The sequence below is a fragment of the Streptosporangium sp. NPDC023963 genome (assembly GCF_040639135.1).
Lineage (GTDB): Bacteria > Actinomycetota > Actinomycetes > Streptosporangiales > Streptosporangiaceae > Streptosporangium.
Genome location: NZ_JBEZZK010000012.1, coordinates 141894 through 157184 on the forward strand (window position 1 = coordinate 141894; position 15291 = coordinate 157184).

19 protein-coding genes are annotated in these 15291 nt (G+C 71.9%); 13 read left to right on the plus strand and 6 right to left on the minus strand.

The annotated features are described in order from the left end of the window. Window positions 1–89: 89 nt before the first annotated feature. From AB0F88_RS30290 to AB0F88_RS30300, 3 genes are all read left to right on the plus strand, one after another. On the plus strand, window positions 90–725 hold the full coding sequence (locus tag AB0F88_RS30290) for a redoxin domain-containing protein (protein WP_362691567.1): 636 nt from the start codon (window positions 90–92) through the stop codon (window positions 723–725). 36 nt (window positions 726–761) lie between these two features. Beyond that, the gene (locus tag AB0F88_RS30295; RefSeq protein WP_362691570.1) at window positions 762–1658 is read left to right on the plus strand and encodes a cytochrome c biogenesis protein CcdA; all 897 of its coding nucleotides are present in this window, start codon (window positions 762–764) and stop codon (window positions 1656–1658) included. Window positions 1659–1852: 194 nt separating this feature from the next. Further along, on the plus strand, window positions 1853–2041 hold the full coding sequence (locus AB0F88_RS30300; RefSeq protein WP_362691573.1) for a DUF6203 family protein: 189 nt from the start codon (window positions 1853–1855) through the stop codon (window positions 2039–2041). A 118-nt stretch (window positions 2042–2159) separates the two neighbouring features. Here AB0F88_RS30300 and AB0F88_RS30305 read toward each other — a convergent pair whose 3' ends face one another. Beyond that, a complete protein-coding gene (locus tag AB0F88_RS30305; RefSeq protein ID WP_362691576.1) occupies window positions 2160–2774 on the minus strand; it encodes a hypothetical protein in 615 nt (204 codons plus the stop codon). 98 nt (window positions 2775–2872) lie between these two features. After that, a complete protein-coding gene (locus tag AB0F88_RS30310) occupies window positions 2873–3796 on the minus strand; it encodes a LysR family transcriptional regulator (protein ID WP_362691579.1) in 924 nt (307 codons plus the stop codon). Between the two features lie 137 nt (window positions 3797–3933). Between AB0F88_RS30310 and AB0F88_RS30315 the strand changes: the two genes are divergently transcribed. After that, entirely contained in the window at window positions 3934–4176 is a 243-nt protein-coding gene (locus AB0F88_RS30315) for a hypothetical protein (RefSeq protein ID WP_362691582.1), read from the plus strand. 64 nt (window positions 4177–4240) lie between these two features. Next, window positions 4241–5098 (plus strand): class I SAM-dependent methyltransferase, encoded by an 858-nt coding sequence (locus AB0F88_RS30320; protein ID WP_362691585.1) that lies wholly within the window; start codon window positions 4241–4243, stop codon window positions 5096–5098. Between the two features lie 142 nt (window positions 5099–5240). Here the strand turns inward: AB0F88_RS30320 and AB0F88_RS30325 are convergent, their stop codons facing one another. Next, entirely contained in the window at window positions 5241–5402 is a 162-nt protein-coding gene (locus AB0F88_RS30325; protein WP_362691931.1) for a WYL domain-containing protein, read from the minus strand. A gap of 139 nt (window positions 5403–5541) precedes the next feature. Here AB0F88_RS30325 and AB0F88_RS30330 point away from each other — a divergent pair, with 139 nt between their 5' ends. Together AB0F88_RS30330 and AB0F88_RS30335 are read left to right on the plus strand one after the other, a co-directional pair. Next, window positions 5542–6960: a serine hydrolase domain-containing protein gene (locus AB0F88_RS30330; protein ID WP_362691588.1), complete on the plus strand. Its 1419-nt coding sequence runs from the start codon at window positions 5542–5544 to the stop codon at window positions 6958–6960. 206 nt (window positions 6961–7166) lie between these two features. After that, the gene (locus tag AB0F88_RS30335; RefSeq protein ID WP_362691591.1) at window positions 7167–7904 is read left to right on the plus strand and encodes a MerR family transcriptional regulator; all 738 of its coding nucleotides are present in this window, start codon (window positions 7167–7169) and stop codon (window positions 7902–7904) included. 211 nt (window positions 7905–8115) lie between these two features. Here AB0F88_RS30335 and AB0F88_RS30340 read toward each other — a convergent pair whose 3' ends face one another. Continuing rightward, window positions 8116–8307: a hypothetical protein gene (locus AB0F88_RS30340; protein ID WP_362691594.1), complete on the minus strand. Its 192-nt coding sequence runs from the start codon at window positions 8305–8307 to the stop codon at window positions 8116–8118. A gap of 213 nt (window positions 8308–8520) precedes the next feature. Between AB0F88_RS30340 and AB0F88_RS30345 the strand changes: the two genes are divergently transcribed. Continuing rightward, window positions 8521–8907 carry a hypothetical protein gene (locus AB0F88_RS30345; RefSeq protein ID WP_362691597.1) on the plus strand — a complete coding sequence of 129 codons (387 nt, stop codon included), beginning with the start codon at window positions 8521–8523 and terminating at the stop codon, window positions 8905–8907. Here AB0F88_RS30345 and AB0F88_RS30350 read toward each other — a convergent pair. Both AB0F88_RS30350 and AB0F88_RS30355 read right to left on the minus strand, forming a co-directional pair. Continuing rightward, a complete protein-coding gene (locus AB0F88_RS30350; protein ID WP_362691600.1) occupies window positions 8878–9765 on the minus strand; it encodes a helix-turn-helix transcriptional regulator in 888 nt (295 codons plus the stop codon). The genes AB0F88_RS30345 and AB0F88_RS30350 overlap by 30 nt on opposite strands. An 83-nt stretch (window positions 9766–9848) precedes the next feature. Further along, window positions 9849–10772 carry a histidine kinase dimerization/phospho-acceptor domain-containing protein gene (locus AB0F88_RS30355; protein WP_362691603.1) on the minus strand — a complete coding sequence of 308 codons (924 nt, stop codon included), beginning with the start codon at window positions 10770–10772 and terminating at the stop codon, window positions 9849–9851. Window positions 10773–11178: 406 nt separating this feature from the next. On the opposite strand from AB0F88_RS30355, the gene AB0F88_RS30360 reads away from it, so the two are divergent. The 5 genes from AB0F88_RS30360 to AB0F88_RS30380 all read left to right on the plus strand — a co-directional run bounded on the left by AB0F88_RS30360 (window position 11179) and on the right by AB0F88_RS30380 (window position 15265). Further along, window positions 11179–12102: a helix-turn-helix transcriptional regulator gene (locus tag AB0F88_RS30360; RefSeq protein WP_362691606.1), complete on the plus strand. Its 924-nt coding sequence runs from the start codon at window positions 11179–11181 to the stop codon at window positions 12100–12102. Next, window positions 12096–13460, plus strand: coding sequence for a HAMP domain-containing sensor histidine kinase (locus AB0F88_RS30365; RefSeq protein WP_362691609.1), 1365 nt, complete (start codon window positions 12096–12098; stop codon window positions 13458–13460). The genes AB0F88_RS30360 and AB0F88_RS30365 overlap by 7 nt, the downstream gene beginning before the upstream one ends. 125 nt (window positions 13461–13585) lie before the next feature. Then, the gene (locus AB0F88_RS30370) at window positions 13586–14401 is read left to right on the plus strand and encodes a helix-turn-helix transcriptional regulator (RefSeq protein WP_362691612.1); all 816 of its coding nucleotides are present in this window, start codon (window positions 13586–13588) and stop codon (window positions 14399–14401) included. 73 nt (window positions 14402–14474) lie between these two features. Then, window positions 14475–14960 carry a hypothetical protein gene (locus tag AB0F88_RS30375; protein ID WP_362691615.1) on the plus strand — a complete coding sequence of 162 codons (486 nt, stop codon included), beginning with the start codon at window positions 14475–14477 and terminating at the stop codon, window positions 14958–14960. Next, window positions 14957–15265, plus strand: a complete 309-nt coding sequence (locus tag AB0F88_RS30380) for a transcriptional regulator (protein ID WP_362691618.1) — start codon at window positions 14957–14959, stop codon at window positions 15263–15265. Before AB0F88_RS30375 ends, AB0F88_RS30380 begins: the two co-directional genes overlap by 4 nt. The last annotated feature ends 26 nt before the right edge of the window (window positions 15266–15291 follow it).

Here is a 15291-nt window from a genome sequence, read left to right on the forward strand (position 1 = left end):
GGGGCGCTGTCACGGAGGCGCTGTCACGGGGGCGCCGCCGTCACGAGCTCGTAAGAAATCGCGGGGGCGCCTGCCCCTACGCTGAGCGCATGATCAAAGTGCGAGCGGCAACTGCCCTGATCTCGGTGGCCTTGCTGGCATGCGCGTGCGGCGGCGCCGGAGGGGACGACACGGCCGATCCCGCACGCGGCACCGCGCCGCCGCCGGCCGCGGCGCCATCCACGTCGGCACCCCCGTCGGCACCCCCGTCGGCACCCCCGTCGGCATCCGCGCCGGCGACACCGACGGCTTCGGCCGACGCCGTCACGCCGGCGGCGGTACCGGCCGCGCTGGCCTTCTCCGCCAGGACACTGGACGGCGAGTCGTTCCAGGGCGCGAACCTGGCAGGTAAGCCGGTGGTCTTCTGGTTCTGGGCGCCGTGGTGTCCCAAGTGCGTTTCCGAGGCACCCGCCGTCAAGGCCGCGACCGCCACGTTCGGCGAGGTCGCGTTCGTCGGCGTGGCGGGCCTGGACACCGAGGCGGCGATGAAGGAGTTCGTCCAGATGACCCGTACCGGCGACATCACGCACCTCGCCGACGTCAAAGGCGCGGTGTGGACCAAACTGGGCGTCAGCCAGCAGTCGACGTTCGTGTTCATGAAACCGGACGGCTCCACCACGAAGGTCTCAGGCCCGCTCGACCAGGACGCGCTGGACGGTCACGTCCGGCGGCTGCTCGGCCGGTAGCGCACGTACCGCCATGTCCTTCGACAATCTGGAGATATGAGCGTGAACGTCGCCGAGGTGCCGCTCGCCCTGGCACTGGCCGCGGGCACGGTGGCCGCGTTCAACCCGTGCGGTTTCGCGATGCTGCCCGCCTATCTCACCCTGTTGATCGCCGACGGCGGGCCGGCCCGCGGCGGGCCGATCGCCCGGGCGCTGCTGCTGTCGGCCGCCATGACCGCGGGCTTCGTCACGGTCTTCGGCCTGTTCGGGGTGATCGTCACCGCTCTGGCCGTGTCGGTCGGCCGTTACCTGCCGTGGGTGACGATCGTCATCGGCGTGCTGCTGGCGGGACTCGGCGTGTGGCTGCTGGCGGGCCGCGAGCTGCTGCTCCGACTTCCCGGGACGGCCTCCGGCCGTCCCGCCACCTCACCTCTGTCGCTGTACGGCTACGGCATGTCGTACGCGGTGGCCTCGCTGTCGTGCACGGTGGGGCCGTTCCTCGCCGTCACCTCGGCCTCGCTGTCCGGCGCCGGCCTCCTCGGCGGCGTGGCGGCGTTCGTGGCCTACGCGCTCGGCATGGGCCTGGTCGTCGCCGTCCTGTCCCTGGCGGTGGTGCTCGCCCGGGGCGCCGCGGTGGCCGGGCTGCGGCGGTTGCTGCCGTACGTGTCCAGGGCCGGCGGCGGACTGCTCCTGCTCGCCGGGCTGTACGTCGTGTACTACGGCTGGTACGAGCTACGGGTCTTCTCCGGCGGGGCCGCCGACGACCGGATCGTGGGCGCCGCGACGGCCGTGCAGGGAGTCCTGGCGGGGTGGCTGGCGTCTGTCGGCGCGGGCTGGATCGCCCTCGCGCTCGCCCTGCTGGCTCTGGGCGCGCTCGCGCTGCGCGCGGTGCGGCGGCGGCACGCTCGCCGGGCACCGGTGCCGGAGGTGCCGGTCGAGTCGCCGCCGGTGTGAGCGCGCGGGTCCCCCTTCGGTTGATGATCACGGTGGAACGCGGCAGGCCCTGATCTCCCGCCACGCGCCGATCGCCACGCCGGGCGGGCCGCGGACCGGCTTCATGCCGGCCTTCTCCGGGCCCGGAGAAGGCCGGCATGAAGCCGGATGCCGCGCGGTCGCCTAATCGAACCGTTGCTGGGCAGGAACGCCTCATGAAGAAGTTTTTCAAGGTCGTGGTGGCACGCTGGCTGGCCCGTACGCCGTTCGGGCTGGCGATCCTGGGGGTGGGCTGGTTCCTGGGACGGCGGCGCAGGCAGCGTGAGCAGGAGCAGGCCGGGCGAAGTGGGCGGGGATACGTGACGCGGGGGAGCGGGCGCCCGCCCCGCTCCGGCCGGCGCTGAACCCCGCCCTCTTACCGGCGAGAGGGCGGCTTACGGGCGAGAGGGCGGCGCCGCTCGTGCCGCGGAGCCCCCGGCGGAGGTCAACCGCCCTCTCACGGGCGAGGGGACGGCCGGGGCGTCAGCGGAGTTCGTCCGCGATCCGCGCGCGGATCTCGTCCGGCAGTCCCTCGTACGCGGCCAGTCGCGTCAGGGCCGCACGGCTCTCGGGCACGGCCCTGGTGTGGAGGAGCGCCCACACGGCCTTCTCGACGGCCGTTCCCCGCCGCGCGTACAGCTCCGCGAGGTCCATGAGCCAGGGCGTGAGCGCCTTCTCGTCATCGACCATGAGGCCGCACCAGACCAGGGTCTGCTCGGCTATCCAGGCGGTGATGCGCCGGGTCCAGATCTCCTCGAAGTCCGTGGTGTCGATGCCGCGCCGGGCGCACTCGGCCCTGGCGCCGGCCATGCGCCCGGCGGTGACGTGCCGGGCGTAGGGCATGTGTTCACGTAGAACGGCCCGGATCCCGGTCCACCGGGGGTACGCGCCGTCCTCGTGATCCCGGACGACCGGCTCCTCCGGGGGCTCGGGCGAGGCGAGCGGGACCCGGGGCAGGCACGCTTCGAGCACGGCCCGCGCGTAGGCCAGGTTCTCCTCGCGCTCCTCCGTCTCCGGTGGCCAGGCGAAGCCCGAGCCCCAGGAGAACGGGTAGGCCCGGACCGCGTCCGGCAGCAGCGGCGTCTCGTCCGAGATCATGTGACTCCCGGGTGGCGTCCGGGTCGCCGGAGACGTGCCCGGCGTGTTACCCGCCGAGTGACCCGAGTGACCGGCGCGGGGTGCCGCGCCACCTCTGCTCACGTGGTCGGACCGGAGTACTCCAGGGCCGGCTCGCCGGTCAGGTCGGACGCGACTTCGACGGCGATCTCGATCGCTCGGGCCGCCAGGGGGGAGTGGGTGCGGCCGGCCCGCCAGTGCAGGTGGATCTCGCGCGGGGGAATGGCCGGGTGTAGCTCGTGGACGCGGAGCCGGTCGTCGGACTCGGCGTCGGCGGCGTGGATGGCGAGCCACGGCAGCACTGCCGATCCCATCCCGGCTCGCACCATCGACAGCAGCGTCTCGTTGCCTGCCGTACGGAAGACGATCTTCGGGTTCGTGCCGGCGCGGGTGAACGCCTCCTCCATCCTGGGCTGGTCGCAGGTCGACGGCCAGGCCACCAGTGGTGCGCCGTCGAGCCGGTCCAGCGAAACGGAATGTTCGGAGAAGGTGCCTCGCCTGGCCACCAGCAGGTACGGATCGTCGAGCAGCTTGACATGCTCGACGTCGCCGCCGAGGGGGCCGTCGTAGAACAACAGGTCGAGATCGCCGATCTGAGGTGCCTCCGGCTCTTCCTCGGACAGCCGGATGTCGCAGCCGGGGTGCTCGTCGCGGAGCCGGCGTACGACGACCGGCAAGATCACCGTGGACACGCTCTGGAGAGTGCCGATGTCGATCCGGCCGTCACCGGCCTGGAACCGGTCCACGGCCCTGGCCAGGGCCGCCGCCCTCGCCAGCAGCTCGCGTCCGTGCTCGAGGACGACGGCGCCGAGCGGTGTGATCCGTACCGTTCTGGGCCCACCCGGCCGATCGAACACCAGGCCGCCGACAGACCTCTCCAGCGCGGCGATCTGCTGGCTCACGGTCGACTGGGTGTAGCCGAGGCGGGCCGCTGCCCGGCCGAAGGAGCCCTCCTCGACGACGGCGGCCATCGCGGCCAGGTGCCTCAGTTCGAGATCGGTCACGGGCCCAGCGTACTCCCGGCCATCGCCCTTAGCGATCAACATGATCGGAAACAATCGCTTTTCACGATGGAGCCCGGCTCCTAGCGTGGCCTGCATGACAGTGACCGCCGTCGCACCGAAAAGGTCGAAGCCCTCTCGTGCTCGTCGGGGCCGCGCCGGCGATCGTCTACGTCGTCCGCGTCCTGCCGGGCGAACGCCCCACCGGCCGGACGGTGGCGGGCGTGGCGATCTGCCGGAGCGCGGTGGAGGAGCAGGCCGGGCGCGATGGCGGTCTGACCGGCAGCGCGGATCCGTTCGTGAGCTTCTACCACGATCGCCGGGAACGGGGTCGCCGGACCAGCTGCGAGGTGTACTCCGCGAAGGGCCCTGCAGAGCTTTGAGACATCGACATCCGCACGACCGGCCAACATGTCGAATCGGTATCGAGAGGATCCGGTGACGGTGATGTCCGACCAGCGGGGTACCGAGATGCGGCCGAACTGCGAGCCGGCCGCGGGGGAGCACGGGATCAGGCAGGCCGACCTGTTCGACTACGACGCGGAGTTGCGCCTGCACAACGAACTCTTCCGTGCCGCTGCCCGCGTCGGCTCGCGCGACCGTGTGCTCGACATCGGCTGTGGCGCGGGGCAGTCCACACGCGAGGCCGCCCGCGCCGCCGTCGCCGGAAGCGTGGTAGGCGTCGACCTCTCCGCTCCGATGCTCGAACGGGCCCGTCAGCTCAGTGACGACCAGGGACTGCCCAACATCACCTACCAGCAGGCGGACGCGCAGGTTCACCGCTTCCCGTCGACGCGTTTCGACCTTTGTATCAGCAGGTTCGGAGTGATGTTCTTCGCGGACCCGGTCGCCGCGTTCACCAATATCGGGCGCGCTCTGCGCCCCGGAGCGCGCCTCGTGCTGCTGGTCTGGCAAGATCGCGACCGCAATGAATGGGCCTTCGCGGTCCGCCGGAGCCTCACCGCCGCGACGGCCACACCCGCCCCTCCCGCCCCGCCCACCGGCGGTCCAGGCCCGTTCTCACTCGCCGATCCGGCCGTCACGCAAGGCATCCTGGCGGCGGCAGGTTTCACGCGAGTCAGTTTCACCGACGTGCACGAGCCCGTCTTCTACGGTCCGGACACCGCCACCGCCTTCGACAACGTGCTCCGCCTACGGGACTACAGAGACCTGCTCGCCGACCTCGACACCGCGACGGCCGAGCAAGCACGCGCGCGGCTACGCGCCACCCTCGCCGCCCACGACACCGGCAGCGGCGTGTACTTCGACTCGCGCGCCTGGATCATCACAGCCCGCCGTCACTGACCACCGCACCCGATCCGACCCGAACGTCCAGCCGGCCAACGCCACGGCTCCGTGACAGTGGCCGCATCGTCACGAGCTCGTCCGCGGCGACCCGGACGGCCGGCCCCGCCTTCTCATTCCCGGCGTGTCGGCACACCGTCACTCAAGGCCCGATGCGCTTTGCCGTGCCCGAATTTGCCGTGCCCGAAGGGGTTCCCGGCCGCCGGTTACCGTCGGCGACGTCCCAGGAGACGAGGTACCACCTTCCGGCCCAGATCACCAGGTGATGGGGTTCGATCCGGCGAGAGCCACGCCGGGCCGGCAGGACAGGTGCTCACGTGGGCCCGCGGCGCCCGCCGCGACCGGGATGCGATTCTCAGCTTCGATCCCGTGACGCCGTGATCGCTGAGAAGTCGCGGCAAGGGGTTGACCTTGACCCAAGGGCAGGGTTCGAGCATGTGCGTATGGACATGAGTTTGAACCCGGGAAATGGATTGTCACACGAGGCGCTGGCGGGGTTCGTCGAGGCGACGGCCGTGAAGCTCGGCGTCCCCGGGGTCGCGGTCGGGGTGTGGGCGGACGGCCGGGAGGGGTACGCGTGTCACGGGGTGACGAGTGTTGCCAACCCGTTGCCGGTCGATCGTGACACGGTGTTCGTGCTGGGCTCGGTCACCAAGACCTACACCGCGACCGCGCTGATGCGCCTGGTCGACCAGGGGCGGGTCGAGCTGGAGGCGCCGGTGCGCCGCTACGTTCCCGAGCTCGCGCTCATCGACGAGGGGGCCGCGGCACGGATCACCGTGTCGAACCTGCTCAACCACACCGCGGGCCTGGACTGGGGGATTATCGTCGACACCGGTGAGGGAGACGACGCGCTGGCCGCCTACGTGGCGAAGATGGCCGGCCTGGAGCTGATCGGCCGGCCCGGTGAGCGGGCCTCCTACAGTCAGGCGGGCTACAACCTCGCAGGGCGCGTCGTCGAGAAGGTCACCGACCTGCCCTACGAGCGGGCCATCGCCTCGCTCGTCCTCGAACCGCTGGGGTTGTCGAACAGTTTCTTCGCGCCCGCGGAGGTGATGACCCGGCGTTTCGCCGCAGGGCATGATCGCGGCGAGGGCGGCACGCTGTCGGTCGCGCGGCCCTGGAAGCACTGGCGCGCCGACAACCCCGGCGGCGGCCTGGCCTCCTCGGTGGCCGACCAGCTGCGCTGGGCCCGGTTCCACCTCGGTGACGGGCGTGCGGAAGGCGGCGAGCGGATCCTGCCCGCCGAGTTGTCGCGGCGGATGAGGGAGCCGACGGTCGCGTTGCGGGCCAGCTCGCTCGGCGACGCCCTCGGGATCGGCTGGTTCCTGCGGGAGGTGGACGGTGTGCGCACCGCCGGGCACGGCGGCTCGGCCAACGGCCAGTTCGCCGAGCTCCTCATCGCGCCCGAACGCGACTTCGCCGTCGTCGCGGTGTCCAACGCCGGCCCGGACGAGGGGCTCGCCTTCAACCGAGCCGTCGTGCGATGGGCGCTCGCGCACTATCTCGGGGCGGTCGACCGGGATCCCGAGCCGCTCCCCTACGACGGCGCGCGGGCCCGGGAGATCGTCGGGAGGTACGAGAACGACGCCATGACGCTCACCATCGCCACGGACGGAGCCGGGCTGACGATCGAATGCGGGATCAGGCCGGAGGTCCGTGCGGCGATGGACACCGAACTGCCCCCGGACCTCCCGCCGGCCGCGATGGGCCTGCTGCCCGGCGACACCGACGAGTACATCGTGACCGGCGGCGGACTGGAGGGGCAGCGCGGCTTCTTCACCCGCGACGCCGGCGGCGCGGTCGTCGGAATCGACCTCGCCGGGCGGTTGGCCAACCGGGTTCCGCCGATCCGCGAGTGAAGCCCGGTTCCGCGAGTGAAGCCCGGTTCCGCGAGTGAAGCCCGGTGGCCGCTCTCGCGCGGGTGAACCCGCGGTCGGCGGCGCGCACACGGGCCATCCGCGGGCTACCCGCGGGCTTCGAGGCCGTGTTCCGCCGTGTTCCGCCGCGGTGCCCGCTGACATGATGAACGCTCGGACGGCGAGTCGCTCGAAGGAGACCGAAGCATATGATCACCATCGGCCGGCTCGCCGACTACGCGGGCGTGACGATCAAGGCCGTCCGCCACTACCACCGGCGCGGCCTGCTCGCCGAGCCGCCGCGAGACTCGTCGGGCTATCGGCGCTACAGCGTCCAGCACGCCATCGACCTGATCAAGATCAAGACGCTCGCCGGGGCCGGCGTGCCGCTCGCCCGCATCAAGGAGTTGCTCGCCGCCGACCCCGGCCGGTTCGCCACGGCGATCGCCGACATCGACCGCAACCTGCAGGAACGGGCCGAGGAGATCCTGCGCGCCCGCGAGCGGATCGCCCAGCTCGGCGCCGGTGACCTGCTGTTCGTCTCCGCCGAGGTCGCCGGTTATCTCGACCGGTTGCACGAGCTCGGGGTAAGCCGGCGCATGGTGCAGATGGAACGCGACGGCTGGATCCTGGCGCAGTCGCTCTCCCCGGACGAGGCGGCCGCCTGGATCGCCGACAAGCGCGACGCGATCGGCGATCCGGAGTTCCGCGCCATCTACCTCGACCACGACGCGGCGTTCGACTGGTCCCCGGAGGATCCGCGCCTTCACGCGCTGGCCGACCGCACGCGGCGGTGGCTCGCCACCCGGCACGACGGGTCCGAGAGCGCGGAGGGGCCGGTCCAGGACTCGGCCGTCGCCCGGCTGGTCGCCATGTCGGTCGGCGCCTCGTCGCCGGCCTGGAGCCGGCTCGCCGAGATCGTCAAGGAGCGCGAGGCGGGCGGGTGAGAGGTGGCCTCGGGTTCGACGCCGGACACCGGGTCACCGACCGCCTGCCAGGGGACCCCGACGCATGACGCCACGCGCGGCGATCCCGCGTCCGCGAGCGTCGCCCTCGAGCGCCACCTCACGCTGAGGCGTCCTCCACGATGGAGTCGAGGCCGCCGGTGAACGCCGCGGTCAAGTGCGGAGCCGCGGTGTCGTCGACCGGACCGGGCGCTCACGTCCACCGGACATCTCGGTCGTGGGCGATGAGCATGAGCTGCCGCCACGGCAGGACCACGAACACCGCCGAACCGGCGAAGGCGAACCGGAAGGGCGCCGCGACACCGAAACGGGTGGCCAGGACACCGCCGATCAACGAGCCGACCACCGGACCGGCGTAGACGCGGACGGTGTTGACGCTGCCCACCCGGCCCTGCAGTTCACGCGGGACCGCGGCCGTGCGGCGGCAACGTGAGCCGGCTTTTACCCCGGGAACGCGGGCGGCAACCGGACGGCCGATGGTGCTCTCCCCGGAGGACATCGCCGGCGGCACCACTCAGACGCCATCCCACCACCCGAAGCCCCGCGACCCGGCGTACGTATACAGCCGCTCGACGGGGAAGAGGAGCGGCTGCGCCGCATGGCCGCGGCCGCGCCCGAGCAGCGAAGGCCACTGGCGGAACTGGAGGCCGACGGGACGGCTCGCAGGGCCGAATCGGAGATGAAGATCCTGGCGATGGTGCACGACGGGCGGATCCTGGACGCGCTCTGGGCCGAACGGGTGGACGGCACCGACTTCGCGGCCATCGGCGGGATCACCGGCCCCATCTGGAAGCGGTTCGAGATCCGGTTCGACGTGACCTACGAGACGGCCGGCCGGGGAATCGCCGAACCCCCGGCCTCCGTCGCCTGGCACCTCGGCTGGAGGCGCGCGGACGGAGGAAGGGCCCCCGGCGTCCGCGGAGGTGGTCCGTCCGGGGCGGATCCGGACGTTTTGTCACGACCGGATCTTCTGCCGGGCCGGTGACCGTACGGTCTCCGTCGCGGTCCGGTGGACGGTCTGCCGGGCGACCGTGCCCGCCAGGTCCTTCAGCGCCCGTTCGGAGTCGCTCCCCGGTTCGGCCACCAGCGCGACGAACTTCTGGCCGGTGCCGCTGACGGAGAGCACCTCCCAGGAAAGGGTGAGGTCGCCCAACGTCGGGTGGCGCATCCCCTTGGCCTCGTTGCCGCGCGTCTGCACCTCGTGGCGGGCCCAGATGTGGCGGAACTCCTCGCTGTGGGTGGTGAGCTCCTCCACCAGCCCGTGCAGGTACGGGTCGTCGGGGGTGGCCGCCACGGCGGAGCGCAGCTGCGCGGTCTTGGCGCGGGCGGCTTTCTCCCAGTCGGGGTAGAAATCGGCCGCTCGCGGATCGAGATAGATCATGCGCAGGCAGTTGTCGATGTTGGTCATACCCTCGTACAGGGCCTTGATCATCGGATTGACGGCCAGGATGTCCAGGCGCCGGCCGATCACCATCGCGGGAGCGTCCGAGCAGAGGCGGATGAGCCGGAGCAGGCTGGGACTGACCTGTTCCACGGCGCCGACGTCGACGCGGGGGCGGACCCCCGGATGGGCGAGCGAGTAGAGGTAGCCGGTGGCGTCGGGCTCCAGGCGCAGCACCCGTGCCAGGGCGCCCAGCACCTGGGGGGAGGGGTTGCGTTCCCGTCCCTGCTCCAGCCGGATGTAGTAGGAGGCGCTGACCCCGGCGAGCATGGCGACCTCCTCGCGCCGCAGTCCCGGCGTGCGGGAGGAGGGGGCGTGCAGGAAGCCCGCCTGTGCTGGACTGGTGGCTTCGCGCCGGGCGCGCAGGAACTCGCCGAGCAGGTTGCGGGTACCGTTGTCCATTTTATCACTATATGTCACTATTGTCCGTTTACCCTGGCAGGGCACTTCGCCGCTGATCGGCCGAGGTTCTCACCTCGGGGCCGTCACCTTCCGCCGGGTGGCCCGCCCGGCTCGCCGCGGACCGCTTCGGCGTGATGTCGGGGCGTACCGGTTCGCGGGGGAGAGGCGGCCGGAGGGCCGGGTCGCGGGGTGCGCGGAACGAGGCGGGCGCCGGCGGGGGAGTCCTCAAGGGCGAGGCCGCCGCGGTGCCGGTGGGCGGCGTCGCGGGTGATCGCCGAGGTCGCCGCCACCGAGGCGACGGGCGTCGTCGGGGTGGGTGAGGCGTTCGAGGACGCGCCGGCGGACGCCTTCCCGGGTGAGGACCTCGGCGAGGCCGGGGAGCTCGTGCCGCGGGCGGCCTCCGTGCGGGCCTGGGAGAGCAGGCCGTTGATGATGGTGTCGAGGCGGTCGGCGATGGTCAGCGCCGTACGCAAGGTGTGGTGGAAGTCGGTGTCCTCGGGATGATCAAGGGCGTCCTCGAGTTCGGCGCGCAATCCGGTGATCGGGTTGCGCAGCTCGCGGGAGGTGGTGGCGACGAAGCCGCGCTGCCGGGCGACGGCCTCGTCGAGACGGGCGAGGGTGTGGTTGGCGGTACGGGCCGGCTCGGCGATCTCGTCGTCTCCCGGCGGGACCGGCATGCGGCGGCCGAGATCGTTCACGGTGACCTTGTCCAGATGGGCGCGGACGGCCTGGATGGGACGCAGCGCGCGGCCGAGGAGCCACCAGGTGGCGGCGCCCGTGCCGGTGGTCAGGATCAGGACGAGGAGGGCCATGAGGCATTCGAGCCCGTACCCCCCGGGCAGGCCGGGAACGGCCGGGCCGGTCGCCTGCCCGGCCTGGGTGCGGGTGCCGGAACCCAGGACGTGACAGACGCTCACGCTGAGCCCGGCCAGGATGATCAGTACCAGCAGGGACGTGGCCGCGGTGTAACGCCCGCGGATGGATCGGGGACGGCGGATGATGGTCATGCTCTCTCCGGCGGGACGTGGGTCCGCGGCCGGCGAGGTGCGGACGGGTGGCTGCGTTCGGATCGCTGTGGCCGCGCGAGCAGCCGGCGCGGGCCGGCCCGCTGTCGCCCGTGAGAGCCGGTGCTTCCGGCCGGGGGGAGGGCGAGCGCCCAGGACCGGGCCCGGAGGAGATCGCTGAGATACCTGCTGCCGTTCATGCTCGTCACCATAAATTGGGATCGCTCGCCCAGGCTGACCGTGGCACTCCCAGGCACCCGCCCCACCCGGGGCCAGGTCACGAGCGATGCGAGCGGACCGGTGTCCTCGCCGGGCGCGCCCGTCCCGCTCGCCGCGCCGCTTCCCGGGACGGATTGGCTGGTAGTAACACACCCAGGCAAATCGGATAAGTCGGACATATGCTTCCCCAATGGCGAGCGAAAGCCTGCTTGGCGAGTTCCTGCGCGCCCGGCGCGCGATCACCACTCCCGGCCAGGTCGGACTACCGGACACCGGACTTCGCCGGACGCCGGGTCTGCGACGGGAGGAGGTCGCGATGCTGGCCGAAGTCAGCACCAACTACTACATCCGCCTGGAACAGGGACGCGAACGCCACCCGTCCGACCAGGTGATCGGCGCCCTCGCGGAGGTGTTCGGCCTCGGCGCGGACGCCACGGCGCACCTGTACGCGCTGGCGCGCACGGACATGCCGGTCCACCGGGGGCCACGCGTGCCGGCCGGCGCCGCGGCGCGGGTCAGCCCGCACCTGATCCGGCTGATGCACACCTGGCAGACACCGGCCTTCGTGATGAGCCGGTTCATGGACGTGCTGGCCGTCAACCCGCTGGCCGCGGCCTTCTACGGGCAGGGACTGCACGCGGGGCTGGAGGTGGGCGACAACGTACTCGGCACGATCTTCCTCGACGCCGCCGCGCGGACGTTCTACCCCGACTGGGAGTCCACCGCGCACGACGCGGTCGCCCACCTGCGCGCCACCGCCGGCAGGGACCTCGACGACCCCCGCCTGGCCGAGCTGGTCGACGAGCTGTCCGGCCGCAGCGGCGACTTCCGCCGCCTGTGGGCCCGGCACGACGTACGGAAAGAGATCAGTCACGTCGTGTGCTTCCGCCACGAGCTCGTCGGGGAGCTGACGGCCGACTGCGACATGTTCTCCGTCGCCGAGGCGCCCGGCCAGCAACTGGTCACCATCCAGGCCGCCCCCGGCAGCCCCTCGGCGCGCGCGCTCGCCGTGCTCTGCCGGAGAGCCCGCGAACGCGATCCCGTCTCCGGCCGTCCCGCGCGGCGCTCCGACGCGGGGAGCGGGCGCCCGGTCTCCGGGAGGGCGTCATGCTGAGCCGGTACCTGCCGTCGCTCCGGGCCCGCAGGACGGTGGCGACCGCCGTCGTCGCGGCGTGTGTGTGCGTCGGCGTCGGCCTGCTCTTCCTGCTGTTCACCGGCGGCAGGGAGACGGATTTCGCCCAGGCTCACGTCACGGACGCCTGGAACCGGGTGGTCCCCCTCATCCGGCAGGGCCCGCTCCCGCCCGTCCTGCCCAAGGGCGAGGTCGAGGCGATCCAGGTGCTGGACGCCCACGGCCGGGTGGTGGCGTCGACCCCCGAACTCGCCGGCAGGCCGCCGATCGCGACCTTCCGTGCCGACGACCGGAACGTGCGCGCCACCCGGATGCTGTGCCCGCCGCGGGGGCTGGAAGGCTGCATGGCCGTCACCTCCTACAAGGTCTACCAGCCGCAGGGGGTCTGGCTGCTCTACGTGGCGACCCCGCAGGTGCCCTGGTACGGCGCGCCCGCGGACCTCCTGCTGGTCGTCGGCGCGTCCCTGGCCGTGACCACCCTGATGACGGTGTGGTCCTTCCGCGACCTCACCAAGGCCACGGCCCCGGTGAACGCGATCCGGGCCGAACTCGGCGAGATCACCCTCACCGCCCTCGACCGGCGGGTCCCGGTCCCCGCGGACTACCAGGAGATCAGGCTCCTGGCGGAAACCGTGAACGACACCCTGGACCGTCTCGAAAGCGCCTACACCCGGCTGCGGCGCTTCACCGCGGACGCCTCCCACGAGCTGCGCACCCCGATCACCGCCATGCGCACCCATCTGGAGGGGGCGCTGCTGCACCCGAAGGACACCGACTGGCCTGAGATGACCCACGCCGTGCTCGCCGGGGTGGATCTGCTCCAGGTGACCGCGGCCGACCTGCTGACCCTGACCAACCTGGACGCGCGCCCCCTCCTGCGCCGCGATCCAACCGATCTGCGCCGGCTGGTCGGCGCCGAGCTGAGTCGCCGGCCGTGCCGGCACAAGATCGTCGAGGACCTGGCGGAGAACGCCCACATCGAGTGCGACCGGCTGCGGATCACCCGGCTGCTGGGCAATCTGCTCGACAACGCCGAACGCCACGCCACCTCGCGGATCACCGTGAGCGTTCGGGTCGAGGGGGCGTCGGTGATCCTGGAAGTCGCCGACGACGGCGCCGGGATCCCCGCCGAACACCGGGAGACGGTCTTCGACCGCTTCGCCCGGCTGGACGCCGCGCGCAACCGGGACGCGGGAGGGACCGGGCTGGGGCTCGCGATCGCCAGGGAGATCGCCGAAGCCCACGGAGGCGCGCTGACCGTCGAGGACAGCGAGCAGGGCGCGCGCTTCGTCCTGCGCCTTCCCGCGCGCGACGCCCTTCCGTCCGCCCGAACGGGATGAGCCGTTCCCCGGCGGCGCCGGTGCGCACGGCGACGGCGCCGTCCGCCGGCGGGGCGGGGCGGGGCCTGGATGGGTGGTAGTTACCCGGTCACCTTAACCTCACATTTCCGAAATACGGTGATTTTATGGACGAGATCTGCCTGCTGGGCGACTTTCTTCGCGAACGGCGTGAGGCCGCCTCTCCTCGCCAGGTGGGGCTGCCGGACTCCGGCTCCCGGCGGGGGCCGGGGCTGCGCCGCGAGGAGGTGGCGATGCTGGCCGGTGTCAGCACCGATTTCTACGCGAGGCTGGAGGAGGGGCGCGAACGGCACCCGTCGGGGCGGGTGCTCGACGCGCTGGCCCGGGTGCTCGACCTTGGGCCGGACGCCTCCCGGCACCTGTACGAGCTGGCGCGGCGGTGCCCGATCCGGCGCGGCGGCGCCACGGAAACGGTCAGCCCCGGGCTCATCACGCTGATCGGGAGTTGGCCGACCACCCCCGCGCTCGTGTGCGGGCGCTTCCTGGACGTGCTCGCGACGAACCGGCCGGGCGCCGTGCTGTACGACGGCATGGACTACCGCGACAACCTACTGCGCATGATCTTCCTCGACCCCGCGGCGCAGACCTTCTACCTCGACTGGGAGCGGCTGGCCAGGGCACGGGTCGCGTGGCTGCACCTCGTGGCCGCCGCGGACCTGGAACACCCCTACCTCGCCGAGCTCGTCGGCGAGCTGTCGCTGAAGAGCGAGGAGTTCCGCAAGCTCTGGGCCCGCCGGGACGCCGGTGACCTGATCTGCACGCCCCAGGGCGTCCGGCACGCCATGGTGGGCGAGCTGGACGTGACCGGCACCACCTACGACGTCGGTCATGCCTCCGGGCAGCGGCTCCTCCTCCTGCAGGCCGAGCCCGGCAGCCCCTCCGAGGAGTCCCTCACCTTCCTGAGCGGTCTCGACACGGGCTGACCGGTCCCGGAAAGTACTTGACGGTACGGAAAGGAGAAAGTACTTTCCAGATAGGAAAACAGAAGGAGCGGGCATGGACATCACCCCCGAAGAGGCCGCGCGGACGCTGGCCCAGGTCCACGAGACGCAGCGAAAGGTGTTGCGCGCCGCGCCGCCGATGTTCCCCGCCTGGTATCCGGTGGCGGTGTGGGCCTTCGTCACCGGCATCCAGTTCGTCACCGAGATCCCGCCCGCCTGGTGGATCGGGATCGCCGTGCCGGCCCTGTCGGCCGCTCTCGTCCTCGCCGTTCTCAAGTTCGTGAGAGACGTCAGGGACGCGAAGCTGCGCCCGCACTCCTCGGTGGTGGACCCGTGGGCATGGGCCGGCTTCACCGGCTGGGTGCTCGTCACGGTCGTCGCGTCCGCCCCGCTGGCGTTGTGGTTCACGGATCTGGGCCTCGCCTACCCGCGCACCCTCATGGGTGTGATCATGACTGCGATCGTGGCGATCACCTCGCCGCTGCTGGCCAGGTGGATGTCCGGGCGGACCGCGAGGCGGGCGGAGATGGCGAAGCGATGACCCCGCGACTCGACCCGGCGATCCACGCGCCGACCCGGCTGCAGATCGTCTCGCTGCTGGCCGCCGCCGACGAGGCAGAGTTCGCCTTCGTCCGCGACAACCTGGGCGTCAGCGACTCGGTGCTGTCCAAGCACGCGAGCGCCCTGGAGGCGGCCGGTTACGTGAAGATTCGCAAGGGGCACGTCGGCAAGCGCCCGAGAACGTGGTTCAGCCTCACCCGCGAGGGGCGTGCGGCCTACGCCGGCCACGTCGCCGCGCTCCAGGCCATCGTCGCCCGGTCCGGCCTCTCGGTCCTCCCCGGCTGAGGCGGAATCCGCCGGAACCGGCCCCC